We start from the raw sequence: 20,535 nt of genomic DNA, 5'->3' as shown, positions 1-20,535 counted from the left end.
AATCACCAATGCTAAAAATAATTATTTTTCTTGTATTATTTCTTTGTTCAAATTTTAACTATGCCCAAAATCAATTGCAAGATTCTATAGTTCAGAAATATGTAATTAATTGTGCAAAAAAGTACAATTATAATTATCAAATGTCTGAATGGCAAAATTGCTTAAATAACGGGTTAAAAAGCGATAGTACCGTTGCATATCTATGGCAACAAAAAGCGATGCCCTATTTTAAAGCTAGAAAGTATGATGTAGGAATGCAATATCTTAATAAAGCTGTTCAATATGATGCACTAGAATGGCAACCTTATAGGGCTTTTATTAAGTGCATTTTTGCTAAAACATATAGAGAGTCAATTGTTGATTTTGAAGATTGTATAAAGAAATTTGGTAATGGATATAGCATGGAACATAGGTATAGTTTTTATATCGGATTATGTTATTTACAATTAAATGAATATGAAAAAGCAGAAAAAATATTTAAAGAATATAATGATGATTTATTCAAAAACAGACAAGGTTTGGAACATCCGACTGCATTGTTTTATTATGGAATTGCAAAATATGAATTAAAAAAATGGGATGAAGCAATTGTATTATTCGATAAAGCATTAGCTATATATCCTAATTTTTCAGATGTAATATATTATAAAGCTATATGCTTAGCAAGATTAGGAAGTAAAGAAGAAGATATTAAAGCATTATTGACGTCAGCTCGAGAAGATGCTAAACTTGGGTATACTATAAATGAAGACAATACTATATATGAAATATATCCGTATCAGATAAGATGGGGATTTTAATGAATGTATCGTATAATTAAAATAGGTTAATAGTCAATTAAAAAGAGCATTCCGAATTAGCTAATAGAGTAAAAATAATGGTTAAAAATTTTTTCCCACATTTTAGACAATTAGACTACAGAGATTGTGGGCCAACTTGTTTACGTATGATTGCCAAGCATTATGGCAAAACGTTTTCAAGGGAATTTTTGAGAGACAAAGCTGGTATTACTAGAATTGGAGTTACTATGGCGGGAATTGCTGAGGCAGCTGAAGTGATTGAAATGCGTACTTTAGGAATGCGTATTAATTTAGAAAGTTTAATAAATGAAGTGCCTACGCCATTTATTGTGCCTTGGCGTCAAAAACATTTTGTTGTAGTATATAAAACCAGTAAATCTAAAATTTTTGTCGCAGACCCTGCTTTGGGATTATTAGATTATTCACATCAGGATTTTAAAAAAGCATGGACCAATACTGATGATGGTAATGGTTTTGTATTATTGTTGGAACCAAATGCGCAATTTTATAAATTGGATGAAGATAAGGTCAAAAGCAAAGGATTCGCTTTTTTAATTCCATATTTCAGACCTTATAAAAAACTAATTCGTCAATTGTTTATAGGCTTATTGGTAGGTACTATTATTCAGTTTATATTGCCTTTTTTAATGCAGTCAGTTATAGATATAGGAGTAAATAATCGTGATGTTCCTTTTATTTATTTGATACTTATTTCTCAATTGGTTTTGATAATATCACAAACTATTGTTGCAATCTTCAGAGAATGGATTTTAATTCATGTAACAAGTCGATTTAATATTAAAATGGTTTCTGATTTTTTGTTTAAAATGCTCAAATTGCCAGTTTCTTTCTTTGATACCAGAAATACCGGAGAACATTTACAAAGAATTGCAGACCACACCCGTATTCAAAACTTTGTTTCTTCTTCGACTTTGAATATGATATTTTCGATAATTACTTTTATCGTTTTCAATTTTATTTTAGCATATTATAACCTGAAAATATTTTTTGTTTTTATAGTTGCATCTGTGCTTTATTTGAGTTGGGCTTTCTTCTTTTTGAAAAAAAGAGCCGAATTAGATTATAAGCGATTTGATGAAACATCACAAAGTCAAACTAGTTTGATTCAAATAATTAATGGGGTCAAAGAGATAAAAATCAATAATTCTCAAAGAAAAAACCGATGGAAGTGGGAATACACTCAAATTAGTCTTTTTAAGACTTCATTAAGTACATTAAAGTTAGCACAATATCAATCTGTAGGAGCGACTTTTATAAATGAGATAAAAAATATTATTATCACTTTTCTTTCTGCCAAAGCAGTAGTAGATGGTCAATTAACTATTGGTATGATGATGACCATTCAATACATTGTTGGGCAGCTAAATTTACCATTAGGGAATTTTGTCTCTTTTATTCAATCTTGGCAGGATGCAAAAATAAGTTTAGAAAGATTGTCCCAAGTACATACTAGAGATGATGAGGATTTAGTTTCTGCAAATAAAATTAGTGAATTACCAAATAATAAAACAATTGAAATAAAAGATTTATCGTATAGATACGGTGGAAAATCTACTCCCTTTGTTCTTAAAAATTTGAATTGTAGTATTCCCGAAGGGAAAACAACAGCGATTGTTGGCGCAAGCGGTAGCGGTAAGACAACATTAATGAAACTGTTGTTGAAATTTCATGAACCTACAAAAGGAAATATTACTGTAGGCTCAATAGATTTAACCACTATTAATAATGATTATTGGCGTTTGAATTGTGGGGCAGTAATGCAAGATACTTTTATGTTTAATGATACTATTGCCGGTAATATCTCCGAATCTGAACAAAATGAAATTATCGATAGAGATAAATTAAATAATGCTGCTTTTGTTGCTAACATAGAAGATTTTATCGAAAAACTACCTAATAAATATAACACTGAATTAGGCACATCTGGAATACGCTTAAGTGGAGGGCAGGAACAACGACTTATGATTGCCAGAGCAGTTTATAAAAATCCTTTTTATGTTTTTTTTGATGAAGCAACATCAGCTTTGGATGCAAATAACGAAAAAGTAATAATGCAAAACCTTGATGCCTTTTTGAAAGGAAAAACTGCAATTGTTGTAGCCCATCGTTTAAGTACAGTGAAAAATGCCGACAACATTATTGTACTCGAAAATGGAACAGTTGTAGAGCAGGGAACTCACGAGAACCTGACAGAAATAAAAGGGAAATATTATGAATTGGTCAAGAATCAATTGGAATTAGGGAATTAGATTTTTGAGTATAGATTAGCGTTTTTAAGTTTAAGATAACATGGAAGAATCAAACGACGGATTAAAAATATATAGTGAAGAAGTAAGGGATGTATTGTCTGAACCTCCCAGTTCAATACTAAGATGGGGAAACTCTATATTGATGGGTTTTGTTCTTGTTTTGCTGCTATTATCTTGGATAGTCAAATACCCTGATATTGTATCAACTCAAATTGTAATTACAACTTATATTCCACCTGAAAAAACAGTTGCAAAAACCTCAGGAAAAATCGAAACTATTTTGGTACAAGACAAGGCTATTGTTAAGCAAAACACTCCCTTGGCAATCATACAAAATTCAGCAAATTATAAAGATGTCTTTTTATTAGAAAACCAAATAAAATCTCATTCTCAGGGAAATGGATTTAATTTTAAAGCATTAGAAAATACCGAGCTGGGAGACATAGAAAGTACTTATGCTCTTTTTCAAGCCGCCTATATTGCCAATGAATTAAATGCCGATTTAAAGCCTTTTCAAGTTGAGGGAAACGCTCAAAATGTAGAAACAGTTCAGATTTTGGCAAGATTGGGTCTTTTGCAACAGCAGAAAACCCTGAATGTGAATGAATTGCAATTGCAGAAAAGTGACCTCAATCGATATGAAACTTTGTTTAATAAGGGAATTGTTTCAACTCAGGATTTTGAGAACAAGAAATTGGGATATATTCAAGCTGAGAAGAGTTACAGAAGTTTGTTAAGCAACATTTCTCAACTAAAATCTACTTTGAACGATAATTCCAGAAATAGTAAAAGCACAAAAATTAATGGAACGAAAGAAGAAGTCAATTTAAAAAGTGCAAAAACACAAGCTTTTTATCAATTGAAAAAGGTCATAAAAGATTGGGAATTAGCATATGTATTGAAGTCATCTGTTACAGGAAAAGTGTCCTTTTTGCAAATTTGGACAGCCAATCAAACTATTATTGCTGGAGAAACAATTTTTTCAATAAGTCCTGTTTTAGAAAAAGGTTATATTGGAAAATTAAAAGCGCCAGCATTGAACTCTGGAAAAATAAAAGAGGGACAAGATGTTAATATAAGATTGACAAATTTCCCAGATAGCCAATTTGGCATGTTAAAAGGTAAAATCAAGAACATTTCATTGACCCCTGATAAAGATGGTAGTTTGTGGATTGATGTAGCTTTGCCTAAAGAGTTAGAAACATCCTATGATAAAATAATCCCTTTCCAGCAGGAGATGTCAGGAACTGCCGAAATTATTACCGAAGACTTAAGGCTGATCGAAAGATTACTCTATCAATTTAGAAATATTTTTAAAAGATAGTATTGGTTTTAGAAACCAAAAAATCCATATTAATAGTTTAATATAATCAATAAATTTCTCGAAGGAAAAGAAATTTTGAAATCTGATAACAGGGTTTCAAATAGGCCTGGAATGCCAACTTTTAAATAAGTATTTATGGATTAATAGTACAAGGAATATTTTCAAGATTACTAGCTGATTTGTAATGTTACAATGTTGCAATAAAAATAAGCGTTTTTTGTTTTTACTTATAATACCTTTAAATATAATTGATTACTAGTTATGTTTAGAGTAAAACTTTAAGTAAAAAAACTTAATGTCTTGCGATTTTGTGGCAAATAACCTAAATTTTCGTAATCACAAATTCAACACGGCGATCTAAAGCATCGCCTTTTTTTAGTGGATATTTATTGCCACAACCCAAATACGTCATTCTGCTTTTGGAGACTTTTTTGGAAATCAGATAATTGAAAACCGTTTTGGCACGGTTCCAGGAAAGTCTTCTTTCTTTGGTATCTCTGTCAATTGCGTCACTGTATATTTCAGGAGTACAGCAAACATGACCTCGAATTTCAAATTGATAGCTTCTTTTCTGAAGAAGTTTTTCTGCGATTTTATCTAATTCTTTCTTTGAATTATTGGTAAGTTTTGAGCTTCCAAGATCAAATAAAATGTTATCCAGATAGATTTTATCGCCAACCTTCAAATCATTTCTAAGGGAATTGTAGATTCCTTTGCCAAAACTATTTCGTTTTACAACAATCAAATCTACACGACGATTTCTGGATCTTGTTTCATGAAGATTTTCGATAGTGTCAGGTCGCACAACCACACGTCCTTTTCCTTCCAGAATCACAATTCTACTTTGATTAAAGCCTTTTGAAATTAATAATTCCTGAATGGTATTAACGCGGTTATTTGATAAGCGAAAATTATATTCGTCATTACCACGATCATCGCAGTAGCCATAAATCTGTATTGACTCCACTTTTGAAGTGTCAATGGTTTTAATAAAATTAGTTACGACCTCGGTTTGTTTGTCTGTAAGATCATACTTGTCGAAATCAAAATAGATAGTTTCGATAGGTTTTTGCTGTGCCGATAAATTGTAAATAATAAACAGAAATAGGGCTCTACAAATCTTCATTCGTTGTTACATTTTTAAAATCGTTTTATATTCAGTCTGATTATTTAAAACGCTCACTGCTTTCTTAATTTCTGAATTATTTTTAATGTAAAATTGATACAAACCTTCTTGATATTGGTATCTTTTTATAAGCTCTTCCTGAATCAGGTTTCTAATTTCCTTTTGATTTTTATCTAACAAAGTCGTTTCGCTTTTTTCAAGAGCGTTTAGCAATTGCTGATATTCCGGAGCAATAGTTTCGTCGATTTTTTCAGTTTTGGCTGCAGCCAAAGTATTTTTCAAAGCTAGCTCAGTCTCCGTATCAAAAGTGATTTTGTTGGTTTTTAAATATTGTTTAAAGCTTGTATAATCAGCATCTGTAACCGTTGGAATCTTTTCTCCTAAATTTGGATTTTTGTAATAATACGAAGTTGCATAATCAAAGATCCCGTCGTTTTTTAATAAAGCAGTTGTAATCGGGCTCATTTTAGTTTCGTCCAGTTCAATATCCGGTAAAACTCCGCCACCATCATAAACTGTTCTTCCTTTTCTGGTTTTAAAAGCATTAAAGTTTTTGGCATCCGTTTTTTGAGCAACACCATTTTTGTCTTTATGTGCATAATCCAAAGCCTGAATACAACGACCGGAAGGCGTGTAATAACGAGAAATAGTTACTTTAAGCTGAGTTCCATAAGTCAAATCAACAGAACGCTGAACCAGACCTTTACCAAAACTACGGCTTCCTAAAACTACGGCACGATCTAAATCCTGTAAAGCTCCCGAAACAATTTCTGATGCAGAGGCACTTCGTCCGTTCACTAAAATTGCCAACGGAATTTGTGTATCTACAGGCTCTTTGGTCGTTTTATAAGTATTGTTGTGTTTTTCGATTCTTGATTTTGTAGTTACAATAACCTCATTTTTAGGTACAAACAAATTACAAATATCAATAGCTTCATTTAGCAAACCACCCGGATTTCCTCTTAAATCCAGAACAATTTGAGTAGCTCCGTCAGCTTTTAGTTTTTCAAGAGCATCTTTTACTTCATTTGATGCTTTTCGGCTAAAATGTGCCAAAACGATATAACCCGTTTTTTCGTCTATTTTTCCGTAGAAAGGAACAGATTTAATATCAACTTCGTCCAGAACCAATTCGGTTGTCATGGTTTTACCCTGACGAATGTATTTTATGGTAATCTTAGTATTTTTTGTTCCCTTCAGTAATTGCGAGGCATCATCTTTAAAATCAGCAATCAATACATCTCCAATCTGAATAATTTCGTCACCCGCTTTTAGTCCGGCTTTGTCGGCAGGATAATTTTTATAAGGTTCGCGAACGATTAAACGATCTTTCTTTCTGGCGATCATAGCACCAATTCCGGTGTATTCACCAGTATTATTGATCTTGAAGTTTACAACATCCTGCTCATTAAAATAAACCGTATAAGGATCTAAACTTCCCAACATACTTTTAATCGCCTTATCCATTAAATCGCCCGGATTAGTCTCGTCGACATAATTGGTGTTTACCGCTTTGAATAATGTCGTGAAGATTTCTATTTGCTTTGCAATCTCAAAGAAATCATCTTTGAAACTGGTTCCAATAAATAAAAATCCAGCTGCAACGGTTGGAATAATGAACTTCTTTTTGAAATAAGGATACATGATTATATTTTTTTTCTTTTAAATCTTTTTCTAATAAAATAGGCAAGTACGCAAATTAGAATAATAAACGGCCAAACACTAATAAGCGAGAGTAAAAAATCTGACAAACTAAAGAATCCCGACTGAATTGAGTTCCAAATTTTTGATCCGTACGAAATTTTAACGCCTTCTTTTTGAGCAATAGTTTTATAGAATTCAATTGTAACGGTACTTTCAGATACACGACTTTCTAAATATTTAAGTTGACCTTGTTTCGCTTCAATTTCTTCTCTAATTGCTGAGATTTGCTTTTCGATTTCCAGAATCTCACTTACTTTAGTGGCTTTTTTTAATATTTCGATGTAACGCTCTTCGAGTTTACGTTTTGTGTTTAATCTCGAAGTTAAGTCGATATATTCTTCTGTAACATTCTGAGATGAAATGTTCTTTTCGTCAAAATAAGAAACCCCTTTGGATATAGATTCTAAAAAAGGATCAAAGTTTTGACTAGGAATTCGTACCGTAAGTCTTCTGGTGACAGTTCCATAATCTTTTTCCTGAGAATCATTTTGAATACTTGCTTTATTGGCTGCAATTGCAGTTTTAATTTGATTGTAAGTGTTCTCTAAATCGTTAGTTTCGAATTTAAGAAAAGCTTCTTTGATTATTTTTTGAGAAATTATGGGGCTTTCATTTCCATTTGATTCCCTTGGTGCCGGAGCATTTACGGTCATCATTTTCTCGTCGGCAGAATAAGCAGGTTCGGCATGTTTTTCGCAACTTGAAAAAGTCAAAACAGCAAAGAATAAAAAGAAAAATTGTCGCATAAATATTTCAAATTAAAGCTAAAACTACAATTTTTTTATAATTTTTCGTATAATTTGATAAATAAAGTTGCTTTTGGAGATCTACGACTCGGTTTTATTTTCAGAATCGGGTATTTTATTCACCTGAAGTAAGAATTTCTCAAATAACTGAATCGTTTTGGTATTGATTTCTTCATACGATAATCTGTCTTTGGTCTGATAAAAAAACATCAAAGAATAGGGATGTTGAATGTTATCCAGAAGCAAATGTTTGTTTAAACGATATGTTTCTCTCAAAACACGTTTGAAGTAATTGCGATCAACGGCTTTTTTAAAGTATTTTTTAGAAACCGAAACTCCAATTTTGATCTTTTCTGCTGAGTCAACTTCCGCTTGACGGTAAACCAAACGCAATGGATATTTAGAAACCGATTTTCCTTCAGAAAACAGTAAACTAATTGTAGTATTGCTCTTTAAGCGTTCATTTTTAGGGTAAGTAAAGTTCATTTAATTCAGAAAAAATTTGCAATTTCAAGGACAAAGGTACAATTAAACCATAAAAACAGTTATTGTTTTCAATTTTTATACCGCTAAAAATTTATTTATTACTTTTGCGCATTAATTTTTAAAGCATGCAAAAAATAATTTCGTATCCCATATCCGTAATTTACTATTTGTTCTTTAGTTCGGTTTTATTGGTATTTCATCCAATACAATGGTTTTGCCTAAATGTTTTTGGTTATCAAGCGCATAAAAAGAGCGTTGATTATTTAAATTACTTCCTTTTAAGATGTACAAATCTGGTAGGAACAACATATAAAATCGAAAACAGAGAAACAATTCCAACCGGAGTTCCCTTGATTTTTGTTTCAAATCACCAAAGCATGTACGATATTATAACAATGATTTGGTATTTTAGACGATTTCATTGTAAATTTGTAAGTAAGAAGGAGTTAGGAAAAGGAATCCCAAGTGTATCTTATAATTTACGTCACGGAGGATCTGTACTAATTGACCGTAAAGACCCTAAACAAGCGATTCCGGTAATCAAAAGCTTGTCTGAATATATCGAAAAAAACACAAGATCTGCTGTTATTTTTCCTGAAGGAACAAGAAGTAAAACAGGAAAACCTAAAGAATTTGCTCAAAGTGGTTTAAAAATCCTATGCAAATATGCGCCTTCGGCATATGTTGTGCCTGTGAGTATTAATAATTCATGGAAAATGGTAAAATATGGTCTTTTCCCGGTAACCTTAGGAAATCGCCTTACCTTTACCGTTCATGAGGCCATGGCAGTAAAAGATTATGATTTTGCCGAGTTAATGAGATTGACAGAAAAGGCTGTTGTAGAAGGAGTAAACGAGTATAAATAGATTTTTGATTCAGAAATAATCTGAAATAGAAATCCCAATCTTAAATAAGTAATGTCTATAAAAAACATTAGATTAGAAGTAATGCAGTTTTTGGAAAAAAACGTGGATAGCTTCGTAGAACAGTATTTAATTCCAGTGGAAAAAATTTGGCAGCCGTCAGACTTTTTACCTAATTCTGAAGGAGATAATTTCTTTGAGGAGGTAAAAGAGTTACGTGAAATTGCTAAAGAATTACCATACGATTTTTGGGTAACGCTTGTTGGTGATACAATCACTGAAGAAGCTTTGCCAACATACGAATCATGGTTAATGGACGTGGAAGGAATAAATCAGATAGAAAATGGTGGAAACGGCTGGTCTAAATGGATCAGGCAATGGACTGGAGAAGAAAACCGCCATGGTGATTTACTAAATAAATACTTGTATTTGTCTGGTCGTGTGAACATGCGTGAAATCGAAATGACAACACAGCATTTAATTAACGACGGTTTTGATATTGGAACTGGATCTGACCCGTACAAAAACTTTGTATACACTAGTTTCCAGGAATTAGCAACTTACGTTTCGCACAATAGAGTAGCACAAATGGCTAAAAAATTTGGTGATAACAAGTTGTCTAAAATGTGTAAAATGATTGCAGGCGACGAAATGCGTCATCACCATGCATACAGCGAATTTGTAACACGTATTTTTGCAGTGGATCCTAGCGAAATGATGTTGGCGTTTCAATACATGATGAAACAAAAAATCGTTATGCCGGCACATTTCTTAAGAGAATCTGGACAAAAAATCAGTTCAGCTTTCGAACAATTTTCTGATTCTGCTCAACGTATCGGGGTTTACACCGCAAGCGATTATGTAGATATCATGCAGAAATTAATGGATAAGTGGGAAATTGATAAAATGTCTGGTTTAACAGACGAAGCTGAAAAAGCACGTGATTATTTAATGAAATTACCAGCTCGTATGGCTAGAATTTCTGAAAGATTAGTAATTCCGCAAGAATCACACATCTTTAAATGGGTTGAACCTGCTAAATTGTAAATTAAATTTTAGATTGCAGATTTCTGATTTTAGATTTAAAATTAATTTCTGCAATTGATATTGATATTGAAAAAACATTGTTGATTGTTGAAGTTTAGTAACTTTGACAATCAACTTTTTTATTTACAGAATACAATTAAAAAATCTGCGCTAATCCGTTTAAATCCGTGTCATCTGCGTGCCATTATTATCCCACGAAAATACTACTATGAATAATCCCGATTTAATAAATAAAACAATTGCTTTTGTAAAAGAAAAACTCAATGATGCCGAAGGCGGACACGATTGGTTTCATATCGAACGTGTTTATAAAAATGCACTTTTAATTGCAAAAGGCACCAACTGCGATTTGGTTGTAGTACAATTAGGCGCTTTGCTTCATGATATTGCCGATAGTAAATTTCATAATGGAGATGAAACCATTGGACCAAAAACAGCACGTTTGTTTCTGGAATCTGAGAATGTTTCTGAAGAAATTATTCAGCATGTGGTCAATATCATCGAAAACATCTCATATAAAGGCGGAAATTTTGAAAAGAGTTTCCATTCTGTAGAATTAGATATCGTTCAGGATGCGGATCGTTTAGATGCAATAGGGGCGATTGGAGTGGCAAGAGCGTTCAATTATGGCGGATTTAAAAATCGTGCCTTACATAATCCTGAAATTGCTCCAATAACCACTATGACCAAAGAGGAATACAAAAAGAATAGTGCGCCAACGATAAATCACTTTTACGAAAAGCTTTTACTATTAAAAGATAAGATGAATACCGAAACCGGAAAACAAATTGCTTCTGAAAGGCATAAATTTATGGAAACCTTTCTGGCGCAGTTTTATGCCGAGTGGGAGGGAGTGAAGTAAATAATAACAATCCATTATTCGATATAACGGATTAAGCTAAATTGAACTGAAAGTAGATTTTGGTTTTGTCAGGTTTATTTATGAATGATGTTTCATCGTGAAGTATGTTATTATAACCGCACATATAAATCCAAGAAAAAACCACAACATTCTTGCTACTCTATTATCTCTTATTATCTCTATTTTATCTTCTTCTGACATTTTTAGATGAAATTAAATTACTCAAAAATAGTTTGCGAAAAATTTAAAAACAGGAAGTAAAAGTTTTTTTAGTAACATAAAAAGACAAATTTTATTCTGCAAAGACACATTAAGAAAGCAGAAAGCTTCACAAAGAAATTTAAATCCCTGTGAAGCTTTCAGTTTTAACCCTATGTATCTCTGTGAAATTGTCTTTTTTTGAAATCTTTGCAACTTAAAGCTTCAGCAACTCAGAACCTTTCCTCTAAGAACATCCACAGTTTCTGTCGCCGCAATCTTTTTTCTTTTTAGATTTCCAAAAGATCTTTTTTATCAAAAAACCGACTGCAATAAGTAAAATGGCAAAAGCTATAATTTCTTGTATCATGGCTGTTTATTTTAAAAGTTGGTAGGCTAAAAGCGCTACAAAATAGGCTAGTCCGCTCATAAGAACGAGTTGCAAGGCTGGCCATTTCCAGGAATTAGTTTCTTTTTTAGTGATGGCAAGTGTACTCGCACATTGCATTGCAAAAGCGTAAAAGAGTAGTAATGAAATTCCTGAAGCAAAATTGAAGATCTTCTTACCCGTTTCCGGATTTATTTCTTCCTGCATTTTACTTTTTATGGTGGCTTCATTCTCGCTGTTTCCAACACTATAGATTGTTGCAAGAGTTCCAACAAAAACTTCACGTGCAGCAAACGAACTAATAATTGCAATTCCTATTTTCCAATCGTAACCTAATGGAGCAATTGCAGGTTCAATTACATGACCCATGATTCCTATGTAAGAGTTCTCTAACTTTTGAGAAGCAACTTCATTTTCAAATTCTATTTCTGTTAAATGTTTGTCTGCAAAACGTTCTTTTACAATTGTTTCTGCTTCATTAAAATTTTCTCCAGGTCCAAAAGAGGCCAAAAACCATAGTATAACTGATATTGCTAAGATTATTTTTCCTGCTCCAACAACGAAAGCTTTCGTTTTTTCAACCACATTAATTCCAACATTTTTAAAAAGTGGCATTTTATAGCTTGGCATTTCAACAACGAAATATGTTTTTGCGCTTATCTTTAATATTTTGTTCAGGATATAAGCCGAAAGAATAGCAGTTCCAAAACCTAATAAGTACAATAACATCAAGGCTAATCCCTGCATATTTAATATCCCAAAAAGGCGTTCATCCGGTATTACCAAAGAGATAATGATCGTATAAACTGGTAATCTCGCAGAGCAGGTTGTAAAAGGAGTTACAAGAATTGTGATTAAACGTTCTTTCCAGTTTTCGATGTTTCGAGTTGCCATAATTGCCGGAATTGCACAGGCAGTTCCTGAAATTAATGGCACAACGCTTTTTCCGGAAAGTCCAAACTTACGCATGACTTTATCCATCAAAAATACAACACGACTCATATAACCGCTTTCTTCCAGAATAGAAATAAACAAAAACAGAAAGGCAATTTGAGGAATAAAAATAATAACACCGCCAATTCCCGGAATGATTCCCTGCGAAAGTAAATCAGTCAAAATTCCGCTTGGTAATTCCTGAGCGGTCCAACTGCTTAAAGACGCAAAAGTGCTGTCAATGAAATCCATAGGGATAGTTGACCAGCTGAAAATGGATTGAAAAATCAAAAATAAAATCGCTAAGAAAATAACATAACCCCAAACTTTGTGTGTTAAAACACGATCCAGTTTAGCTCTGATGTCTTTTGCCATTGATTCATCAACTTGTAAACCTTGTTTTAGAACATCATTTATAAATTGATAACGTTTTATGGTTTCCTTTTGCTGTAAGCGTTTTAATTCTGAGTGCGATTTAGTAAAAGTGCTTCTGATTTCATTTCGTTCTAAATTCAAAAAGTTTACATCTTGCGTAATCACCAACCATAATTTATACAATAATTGATTTGGAAATGCATGTTGTAATTTTTCAAAATACTCTGTATCAATAACCGAAGCGTTTAAACATGGCTCATGTGGAATTGTTTTATAAGAGACAATTAGCTCTTTCAACTCATCGATTCCTAAACCTTTACGTGAACTTACTAAAGCAATTTTGGTTTTTAATTTTTCTTCCAAGAAAGGAATATCAAGCGTAATTCCTTTACGTTCCATACGATCAGACATATTAATGACTAAAATAGTAGGAATTTCAAGGTCTTTTATTTGAGTGTAAATCAGTAGATTTCGTTTCAGATTTTCAACATCGGTTACAACTACCGCAACATCAGGATATAATTTGTCATTTTTGTTTAGTAAAAGTTCAATAACAACACTTTCGTCCATCGAACTGGCGTTCAAACTATAAGTTCCGGGTAAATCCAGAATATTAGCTTTAATATTGTGCGGTAATTTACAGAACCCCATTTTTTTCTCAACAGTAATTCCGGGATAATTCCCAACTTGTTGATTTAAACCTGTAAGCTGATTGAAGACTGAAGTTTTTCCGGTGTTTGGATTCCCAATAAGGGCAACATTTATATTTTGAATGCTCATTACAAATCGGTTTTGATAAGTTCAACTTCAATTTCACGAGCAGTTTCAATACGAATGGCGACATGCGAACCATTAATATCTAAATATAACGGATCTCCAAAAGGAGCAATCTGAAGTAATTCGACTAAATTACCCGGCAAACAACCCATCTCTAGTAGTTTTAAAGGAATCAAATCGATATCAAAATCTTTGATAATGGCTTTTTCGCCTTTTTTGAGGGTATGGATTGTATTTTGCAAGCTTATTTAGATTGAATTTAGATTGCAAAAATAGACAATTATTCTTTATTTCAAGGCATTTAACACTTAGGGAAATGCTAAATCTTTCTAAAAATAAGGGATTTTACTCCTGACACAAGAAATTTATGTCTTCTATAAGACGTTGAATTTCTTCTTTATTTGTTCCGTCATAAAAACCGCGAACACGTCTTTTTTGATCTACCAATACAAAATTCTCTGTATGAACCATATCATACAACTGATCTGGGCGACCTAATTTTACGGCTAGATAAGATTTTCTCGCCATAGTATAGATTTCTTTTTTATCACCTGTAACCAGATTCCATTTGCTGTCAACAACATGATGTTTTATAGCATATTCTTTAAGAACCGGAATACTGTCAACCTCAGGAAATACAGTGTGAGAAAGTAACATTACTTTAGGATTGTTCAAAATTGCTTTTTGAACATCCTCAAGATTCGTTGTCATTTTTGGACAAATTGATCCACAAGTCGTAAAGAAAAAATCAGCAACATAAATCTTTCCTTCGTAGTTTTTTTGAGTAATGGTATCGCCATTTTGATTTACAAACTTAAAATCGGCAATTGTATGGTATTTGCTTTTGTATTGAATGGTACTGTCAACCAATTCAGGATTTACATCGGCAGGATTGTAAATTGGTAATGTTTTTTGTGGCTTTAACGCCAAATAAAATAAGGATATAGTAACAGCTGAAAATACAATTAAAACAATAAAGAATTTTCGGTATTTATATAGAAAGGATTTCATAAATGCAATTTGTGTCGCAAAAATACAAAAAGAGGTTTTTAAAAGCTGTAATTATAACGCTTTTTAACAGAGTTTTGATGTGATTTTAAATAGCCACGAATTTCACGAATTTTCGCTAATTGTTGGATAGCGTGATATTTGCAAATCGACAAAGTAATTAGCGAAAATTCGTGAAATTCGTGGCAAACTTTTTTATTACTATTTTTTAATCTTTCGAATGGATTTATTCACCAGATACAATCCCATTAAGGTTACGGCAACTCCAACAACAATAGCTTGTGTAAGCGGTTCTCCGAAGATAAAAAAGGCAAGAACAATTGCTACGATCGGATTCATATAAGCATAAATACTGCTAACTTCTGTTGGAAGATGTTGCAACGTATAAATAAAAGCAATAAAAGTCAGGATTGAACCAATAATTACCAAATATCCAATTGCCCACCAAGACGTTAATGGAATCTCAGTTAACGAAATATTCATTCCTGCGGTTTCGGTAATTCCGAAAAGGATAAAACTCGAAAGCAACATTTGTAATCCCAAACTAAAATAGGGATTGAAACTTGCTGCTTTTTTCTTCGTATGTAAAATTCCAAAAGCCCAGGTAATTGTTGAAGCCACAGAAAGGAAAATACCAAATTGAAAATCAGGTCGAAGGAAATCACCAAGATGATCCGCAAAAATAATACAGATTCCGCCAAAACAGATTAAAAGTCCTGTCACTGCCAATTTTGCAATACGTTCACCTTTAAAGAAACAAATAATCACGATCCAGATCGGAAAAATTGCTCCAATAATAGCGCCTAATCCTGAACTGATATATTTTACGCCCCAAGTGCTTAAACCATTACTACAGCAGAAATTCAAAATTGCCAAAACCAAAATTGTACGCCATTGTTTGCCTTTTGGCCAAGGTTCTTTCTTGATGATAAAATAACCAACATACATTATACCGCCCAAAAACTGACGAATGGTTGCTAATTGCAAAGCCGGCATATGTTTCACACCTTCTTTTGAAGCCAGCCAGGTTGTTCCCCAAAAAAAGCTCACCCAAAATAAAGCCAGAATCGGAAGTCCGATCGCTTCAATTTTTCCCGAAAAGGCAGTTTGTATCCTAGTTCTCACGTTGTTGTTTTTTTTTAACAAATATTCTAAAAACAAATCCAATTAAAAAGAAAAACCCTAAGATATATTCATGAAAATTTTAGCTGATTTAAATGAGGTATTTTCATTAAAAAAGGCAAAATATTATTGCGTGATTTTAACACATTTTTTAGAATATTAACAATAAGTTTGTATGTACACAAAAATCACACTCGAAAATGAACAAACAGCTTACTAAACCTTTGTTTTGTGCTTTTTCTGCAATACTTTCATTTACTGCAGTTCAAGCTCAAAACACAGCTCCAAAAGAGCCAGGGATTAATGTTTCGTATATGAATACGAAAATTAGCCCAAGCCAGGATTTTTTCCAATACGTAAATGGAACCTGGCTGGATGAAACTAAAATTCCAAGTGATAGAACAACTTGGGGAAGTTTTAACGAATTAATCAAAAAAACGGACAAAGATGCGATGGCAATTTTGAAGGATGCTTCAAAAAATCCAAAGTATAAATCAAACACAGATCAAGGTAAAGCTGTGAATTTGTTCAATACTGTTTTAGATACAGTTGGAAGAAACAAAAGAGGAGTTGCACCACTTCAGCCTTATTTAAAGAAAATCGATGCGATCAAAAACGTAGCGGATCTTCAAAAATATTTGATCGAAATGGAGTCTGAAGGAGGAAATGACTTCTTTGGAATTTACATTGGTGCCGATGACAAAAACAGTTCTAAGAACTCTGTAAGTTTAGGCGTAAGCAGATTAGGATTATCTGATAAAGATTATTACAACTCAGACGATAAAGATTCTAAAGAAAAACGTGCAAAATATGAGCTTCACGTAGCAAGAATGATGCAGTTTATTGGAGAAACTCCAGCTAAAGCAAAACAAAGTGCTGCTGAAATTCTAGCTTTAGAAACTGCTTTGTCAGCTCCAAGACTGGATCGTGTTGAGAGTAGAGACAGTCGTTTGCAATACAACCCAATGACAATTGCTGATCTTCAAAAGTTGACTCCGGCAATTAACTGGAATGCTTATTTTACAGGACTTGGTCTGGCAAAATTAGACAGCGTTATTGTAACAGAACCACGTTACATGAAAGCAGTACAAACTGTTTTTACTGAAAATAAGGTTGCACAATGGAAAGAATATTTGAAATGGACTTTACTAAACAGATCGACATCACAATTAACAACGGATATCGAAACCGCAAATTTTGACTTTTACAGCAAAACTTTAAGAGGAGCAATTAAGCAATTACCTCGTGAAGAAAATGCTTTGTCTGTTGTAAATCGTGGTATTGGTGAAGCTCTTGGTAAATTGTATGTAGAGAAGGTATTTCCTGCTGAGGCAAAAACTAAAGCGCTTGATATGATTCACAACGTGATTTTGGCTTACCAAAACCGTATCAATAATTTAACCTGGATGTCTGATGCTACAAAAGTAAAAGCAATCGAGAAATTAAATAAAATCACCATTAAAGTAGGTTATCCTGATAAATGGAAAGATTATTCAGCTCTTGAAATTAAAAGTGTAGCTGAAGGCGGAAGTTATTTTGAAAATTTACGCAATTTATCAAAATGGACTTTCAAGGAAGATATCGAGAAATTGAAAAAACCGGTTGATAAAACAGAATGGGGAATGTCACCACAAACTGTAAACGCTTATTACAACCCATCTTATAACGAAATTGTTTTTCCTGCAGCGATTCTACAATCTCCATTCTATAATTACCAAGCTGACGAAGCTGTAAATTATGGTGGAATTGGAGCTGTAATCGGACATGAGATTTCACATGGTTTTGATGATTCAGGAGCACGTTACAATGCTGAAGGAAATCTTATAGACTGGTGGACAGCTGATGATTTGAAACAATTTACAGCTTTAGGTACAGCCCTTGCAGATCAATATAGTGCTTTAGAGCCTTTACCAGGAATTCACGTAGATGGTAAATTTACTTTAGGTGAAAACATTGGTGATTTAGGTGGAATAAATGCTGCTTTTGATGGTTTGCAATTGTACTTAAAAGCACACGGAAGACCAGCTTTAATCGACGGATTTACTCCTGAGCAACGTTTCTTTATTTCTTGGGCTACGGTTTGGAGAACTAAATCAAGAGATGAAGCGATTAAAAATCAGGTAAAAACAGATCCACATTCTCCGGGAATGTACAGAGCTTATGTACCTCTTCAGAATGTTGATGCGTTTTATGATGCTTTCGGAATTAAAAACGGAGATAAAATGTATGTAAGTCCAGATAAACGAGTTAAAATCTGGTAATCTAAATTAAGTATAAAAAACGGCGCTAATTTTAGCGCCGTTTTTCGTTTATACTATTTGATTTCTGATCCTATGTTTCAATCAATTATTAAATAAAATTAACATAGAGTTTGAAATAATTGCAATATGTTTGTGTATATACTAAAATCTATAAACAAAAATGATTAAACAACTACGAAAACCTATATTTTGTGTTGTTTCTGCAATGATTACAATTACTGCAGTAAACGCTCAAGATTCAAAAAAGAAAGAACCAGGTATCAATCTTTCTAATATGGATACTAAAGTTAGCCCGGGACAGGATTTTTTCCGTTATGTAAATGGAACCTGGCTGGACAAAACCGAAATTCCAAGCGATAGAAATTCATGGGGAAGTTTTAATGAATTACGTCAAAAGACAGATAACGATGCACTTGCAATTTTAAAAGAAGCTTCAAAAGATCCTAAATATAAGTCGAATACAGATCAGGGTAAAGCAATTGCTTTGTTCAACACTATTATGGATACTATTGGGCGCAATAAAATAGGTGTTACGCCACTTCAGCCTTACTTAAAGAAAATCGATGCAATCAAAAATGTAAATGATTTACAAAACTTCTTTATCGAAATGCAGCCTCAGGGGGGTATTGGTTTCTTTGGAGTTTATGTTGGAGCTGATGCAAAAAATAGTAACAAAAATTCCGTTAACTTAAGCCCGGGAAGTTTAGGATTATCTGATAAAGATTACTACAACTCTGACGATAAGGATTCAAAAGAAAAACGTGAAAAATACGAAGTACACGTTGCCAGAATGATGCAGTTTATTGGCGAATCTCCGGCAAAAGCAAAAGAAAGCGCTAAGCAAATCTTGGCATTAGAAATTGAATTGTCTGCTCCAAGGTTAGACCGTGTTGAGCGCAGAGATCGTAGAAAACAATACAATCCAACTGCTGTTGCAGATTTAAAAAAGAACACACCTTCAATTCAATGGGATAAATATTTCACCGGAATTGGTATGTCAAAATTAGATACAGTCAATGTAGCGCAGCCAAGATATATGATTGCTCTGGAAAAAACATTTTCTGAGAAGAAAGTAGAAGCTTGGAAAGAGTATCTAAAATGGTCTTTATTAAACAAATCAGCTTCAACATTGTCGACTGATATAGAAAATGCTAATTTCGATTTCTACGGAAAAACACTTACGGGAGCGTTAAAACAACGTCCGCGCGAAGAAGTAGCTTTACAAGTAATAAACGGTGCAACTGGAGAAGCTTTAGGAAAATTATATGTAGAAAAGTTATTTCCGGCTGAAGCAAAAGATAAAGCAAAGAAAATGATTGCTAATGTAATGTTAGCATACGAAAACAGAATCAATGCATTGCCTTGGATGTCTGCGGCAACAAAAGCAAAGGCAATTGAAAAGTTGAAGAAACTAACCATTAAAATTGGATATCCTGATAAATGGAAAGATTATTCAGCTTTAGAACTTAAAAATGTTAGTGAAGGCGGAACTTATTTTGATAATTCGAGAAGTATAGCAAAATGGGCTTATGCAGAAAATTTAGCTAAATTGGCTAAACCAGTTGATAAAACGGAATGGGGTATGTCGCCACAAACTGTAAATGCTTACTTCAATCCATCTTATAATGAGATTGTTTTTCCTGCGGCAATTTTACAACCACCTTTCTACAATTATCAAGCTGATGAAGCTGTAAATTATGGAGGAATTGGAGCGGTAATAGGACACGAGATTTCTCACGGATTTGATGATTCTGGTGCACGCTATAACGCAGATGGAAATCTTGTTGATTGGTGGACTGCTGATGATTTAAAACAATTTACGGCACTTGGAGCAGCGCTTGCGGCACAATACAGCGCTTTAGAGCCTTTACCGGGAATTCACGTAGATGGTAAATTTACTTTAGGTGAAAACATTGGAGATTTAGGCGGAATCAATGCTGCTTATGATGGATTACAATTGTATTTGAAAGCTAATGGAAATCCAGGTTTAATTGACGGATTCACGCCAGAACAACGTTTCTTTATTTCTTGGGCTACCGTTTGGAGAACTAAATCAAGAGACGAGGCTATTAAAAGTCAGGTAAAAACAGATCCGCATTCACCGGGAATGTATAGAGCTGTTGTTCCAATTCAGAATGTAGATGCTTTTTATCAGGCTTTCGGAATCAAAAAAGGAGATGCAATGTATGTTGATCCTGAAAAGAGAGTTAAAATCTGGTAATATCAAATCCCATAAAAAACGGCG

17 protein-coding genes are annotated in these 20,535 nt (G+C 33.2%); 8 read left to right on the top strand and 9 right to left on the bottom strand.

Features of this window, described 5'->3' with window-relative positions:
- Window positions 1-8: 8 nt before the first annotated feature.
- The 3 genes from CHB81_RS22535 to CHB81_RS22525 all read left to right on the top strand — a co-directional run bounded on the left by CHB81_RS22535 (window position 9) and on the right by CHB81_RS22525 (window position 4,394).
- Window positions 9-800 carry a tetratricopeptide repeat protein gene (locus CHB81_RS22535; RefSeq protein ID WP_089354088.1) on the top strand — a complete coding sequence of 264 codons (792 nt, stop codon included), beginning with the start codon at window positions 9-11 and terminating at the stop codon, window positions 798-800.
- 77 nt (window positions 801-877) lie between these two features.
- Window positions 878-3,070, top strand: a complete 2,193-nt coding sequence (locus CHB81_RS22530; protein ID WP_089354087.1) for a peptidase domain-containing ABC transporter — start codon at window positions 878-880, stop codon at window positions 3,068-3,070.
- Window positions 3,071-3,110: 40 nt separating this feature from the next.
- Window positions 3,111-4,394, top strand: coding sequence for an HlyD family secretion protein (locus CHB81_RS22525; RefSeq protein WP_089354086.1), 1,284 nt, complete (start codon window positions 3,111-3,113; stop codon window positions 4,392-4,394).
- Between the two features lie 322 nt (window positions 4,395-4,716).
- Here the strand turns inward: CHB81_RS22525 and CHB81_RS22520 are convergent, their stop codons facing one another.
- The 4 genes from CHB81_RS22520 to rnpA all read right to left on the bottom strand — a co-directional run bounded on the left by CHB81_RS22520 (window position 4,717) and on the right by rnpA (window position 8,456).
- Complete coding sequence (locus tag CHB81_RS22520) at window positions 4,717-5,520, bottom strand: OmpA family protein (protein ID WP_089354085.1); 804 nt, start codon at window positions 5,518-5,520, stop codon at window positions 4,717-4,719.
- A 6-nt stretch (window positions 5,521-5,526) separates the two neighbouring features.
- On the bottom strand, window positions 5,527-7,164 hold the full coding sequence (locus tag CHB81_RS22515; RefSeq protein WP_089354084.1) for a S41 family peptidase: 1,638 nt from the start codon (window positions 7,162-7,164) through the stop codon (window positions 5,527-5,529).
- 2 nt (window positions 7,165-7,166) lie between these two features.
- On the bottom strand, window positions 7,167-7,970 hold the full coding sequence (locus CHB81_RS22510; RefSeq protein ID WP_089354083.1) for a DUF4349 domain-containing protein: 804 nt from the start codon (window positions 7,968-7,970) through the stop codon (window positions 7,167-7,169).
- A gap of 81 nt (window positions 7,971-8,051) precedes the next feature.
- Window positions 8,052-8,456, bottom strand: a complete 405-nt coding sequence (rnpA, locus tag CHB81_RS22505; RefSeq protein WP_089354082.1) for a ribonuclease P protein component — start codon at window positions 8,454-8,456, stop codon at window positions 8,052-8,054.
- A 125-nt stretch (window positions 8,457-8,581) separates the two neighbouring features.
- Here rnpA and CHB81_RS22500 point away from each other — a divergent pair, with 125 nt between their 5' ends.
- The 3 genes from CHB81_RS22500 to CHB81_RS22490 all read left to right on the top strand — a co-directional run bounded on the left by CHB81_RS22500 (window position 8,582) and on the right by CHB81_RS22490 (window position 11,228).
- Window positions 8,582-9,322: a 1-acyl-sn-glycerol-3-phosphate acyltransferase gene (locus tag CHB81_RS22500; protein WP_089354081.1), complete on the top strand. Its 741-nt coding sequence runs from the start codon at window positions 8,582-8,584 to the stop codon at window positions 9,320-9,322.
- 51 nt (window positions 9,323-9,373) lie between these two features.
- Window positions 9,374-10,366: an acyl-ACP desaturase gene (locus CHB81_RS22495; RefSeq protein WP_089354080.1), complete on the top strand. Its 993-nt coding sequence runs from the start codon at window positions 9,374-9,376 to the stop codon at window positions 10,364-10,366.
- 208 nt (window positions 10,367-10,574) lie between these two features.
- Entirely contained in the window at window positions 10,575-11,228 is a 654-nt protein-coding gene (locus CHB81_RS22490) for an HD domain-containing protein (protein ID WP_089354079.1), read from the top strand.
- A 445-nt stretch (window positions 11,229-11,673) separates the two neighbouring features.
- Here the strand turns inward: CHB81_RS22490 and CHB81_RS22485 are convergent, their stop codons facing one another.
- The 5 genes from CHB81_RS22485 to CHB81_RS22465 form a co-directional block, all read right to left on the bottom strand.
- Window positions 11,674-11,796 carry a FeoB-associated Cys-rich membrane protein gene (locus tag CHB81_RS22485; protein ID WP_089354078.1) on the bottom strand — a complete coding sequence of 41 codons (123 nt, stop codon included), beginning with the start codon at window positions 11,794-11,796 and terminating at the stop codon, window positions 11,674-11,676.
- A gap of 6 nt (window positions 11,797-11,802) precedes the next feature.
- Complete coding sequence (feoB, locus tag CHB81_RS22480; protein WP_089354077.1) at window positions 11,803-13,902, bottom strand: ferrous iron transport protein B; 2,100 nt, start codon at window positions 13,900-13,902, stop codon at window positions 11,803-11,805.
- Window positions 13,902-14,141 carry a FeoA family protein gene (locus CHB81_RS22475; protein WP_089354076.1) on the bottom strand — a complete coding sequence of 80 codons (240 nt, stop codon included), beginning with the start codon at window positions 14,139-14,141 and terminating at the stop codon, window positions 13,902-13,904. Before CHB81_RS22475 ends, feoB begins: the two co-directional genes overlap by 1 nt.
- 103 nt (window positions 14,142-14,244) lie before the next feature.
- The gene (locus CHB81_RS22470) at window positions 14,245-14,910 is read right to left on the bottom strand and encodes an SCO family protein (protein ID WP_089354075.1); all 666 of its coding nucleotides are present in this window, start codon (window positions 14,908-14,910) and stop codon (window positions 14,245-14,247) included.
- A 198-nt stretch (window positions 14,911-15,108) separates the two neighbouring features.
- Window positions 15,109-16,032 carry a DMT family transporter gene (locus CHB81_RS22465; RefSeq protein WP_089354100.1) on the bottom strand — a complete coding sequence of 308 codons (924 nt, stop codon included), beginning with the start codon at window positions 16,030-16,032 and terminating at the stop codon, window positions 15,109-15,111.
- Between the two features lie 197 nt (window positions 16,033-16,229).
- On the opposite strand from CHB81_RS22465, the gene CHB81_RS22460 reads away from it, so the two are divergent.
- A complete protein-coding gene (locus CHB81_RS22460) occupies window positions 16,230-18,290 on the top strand; it encodes a M13 family metallopeptidase (protein WP_089354074.1) in 2,061 nt (686 codons plus the stop codon).
- A gap of 160 nt (window positions 18,291-18,450) precedes the next feature.
- A complete protein-coding gene (locus CHB81_RS22455) occupies window positions 18,451-20,511 on the top strand; it encodes a M13 family metallopeptidase (RefSeq protein WP_089354073.1) in 2,061 nt (686 codons plus the stop codon).
- Window positions 20,512-20,535: the final 24 nt, after the last annotated feature.

It is taken from the genome of Flavobacterium sp. ov086, from assembly GCF_900187965.1.
Taxonomy (GTDB): domain Bacteria; phylum Bacteroidota; class Bacteroidia; order Flavobacteriales; family Flavobacteriaceae; genus Flavobacterium.
Note: the sequence above shows the minus strand (reverse complement) of the source record. Positions and strands in the feature narration are given on the sequence as shown.

Bases quoted from the DNA above. Each gene is read 5' to 3' on its own strand.
- CHB81_RS22535 (WP_089354088.1), top strand. From the start codon at position 9: ATGCTAAAAATAATTATTTTTCTTGTATTATTTCTTTGTTCAAATTTT.
- CHB81_RS22530 (WP_089354087.1), top strand. From the start codon at position 878: ATGGTTAAAAATTTTTTCCCACATTTTAGACAATTAGACTACAGAGAT.
- CHB81_RS22490 (WP_089354079.1), top strand. From the start codon at position 10,575: ATGAATAATCCCGATTTAATAAATAAAACAATTGCTTTTGTAAAAGAA.
- feoB (WP_089354077.1), bottom strand. From the start codon at position 13,902: ATGAGCATTCAAAATATAAATGTTGCCCTTATTGGGAATCCAAACACC.
- CHB81_RS22500 (WP_089354081.1), top strand. From the start codon at position 8,582: ATGCAAAAAATAATTTCGTATCCCATATCCGTAATTTACTATTTGTTC.
- CHB81_RS22495 (WP_089354080.1), top strand. From the start codon at position 9,374: ATGTCTATAAAAAACATTAGATTAGAAGTAATGCAGTTTTTGGAAAAA.
- CHB81_RS22485 (WP_089354078.1), bottom strand. From the start codon at position 11,796: ATGATACAAGAAATTATAGCTTTTGCCATTTTACTTATTGCAGTCGGT.
- CHB81_RS22520 (WP_089354085.1), bottom strand. From the start codon at position 5,520: ATGAAGATTTGTAGAGCCCTATTTCTGTTTATTATTTACAATTTATCG.
- CHB81_RS22525 (WP_089354086.1), top strand. From the start codon at position 3,111: ATGGAAGAATCAAACGACGGATTAAAAATATATAGTGAAGAAGTAAGG.
- rnpA (WP_089354082.1), bottom strand. From the start codon at position 8,456: ATGAACTTTACTTACCCTAAAAATGAACGCTTAAAGAGCAATACTACA.
- CHB81_RS22460 (WP_089354074.1), top strand. From the start codon at position 16,230: ATGAACAAACAGCTTACTAAACCTTTGTTTTGTGCTTTTTCTGCAATA.
- CHB81_RS22455 (WP_089354073.1), top strand. From the start codon at position 18,451: ATGATTAAACAACTACGAAAACCTATATTTTGTGTTGTTTCTGCAATG.
- CHB81_RS22470 (WP_089354075.1), bottom strand. From the start codon at position 14,910: ATGAAATCCTTTCTATATAAATACCGAAAATTCTTTATTGTTTTAATT.
- CHB81_RS22515 (WP_089354084.1), bottom strand. From the start codon at position 7,164: ATGTATCCTTATTTCAAAAAGAAGTTCATTATTCCAACCGTTGCAGCT.
- CHB81_RS22510 (WP_089354083.1), bottom strand. From the start codon at position 7,970: ATGCGACAATTTTTCTTTTTATTCTTTGCTGTTTTGACTTTTTCAAGT.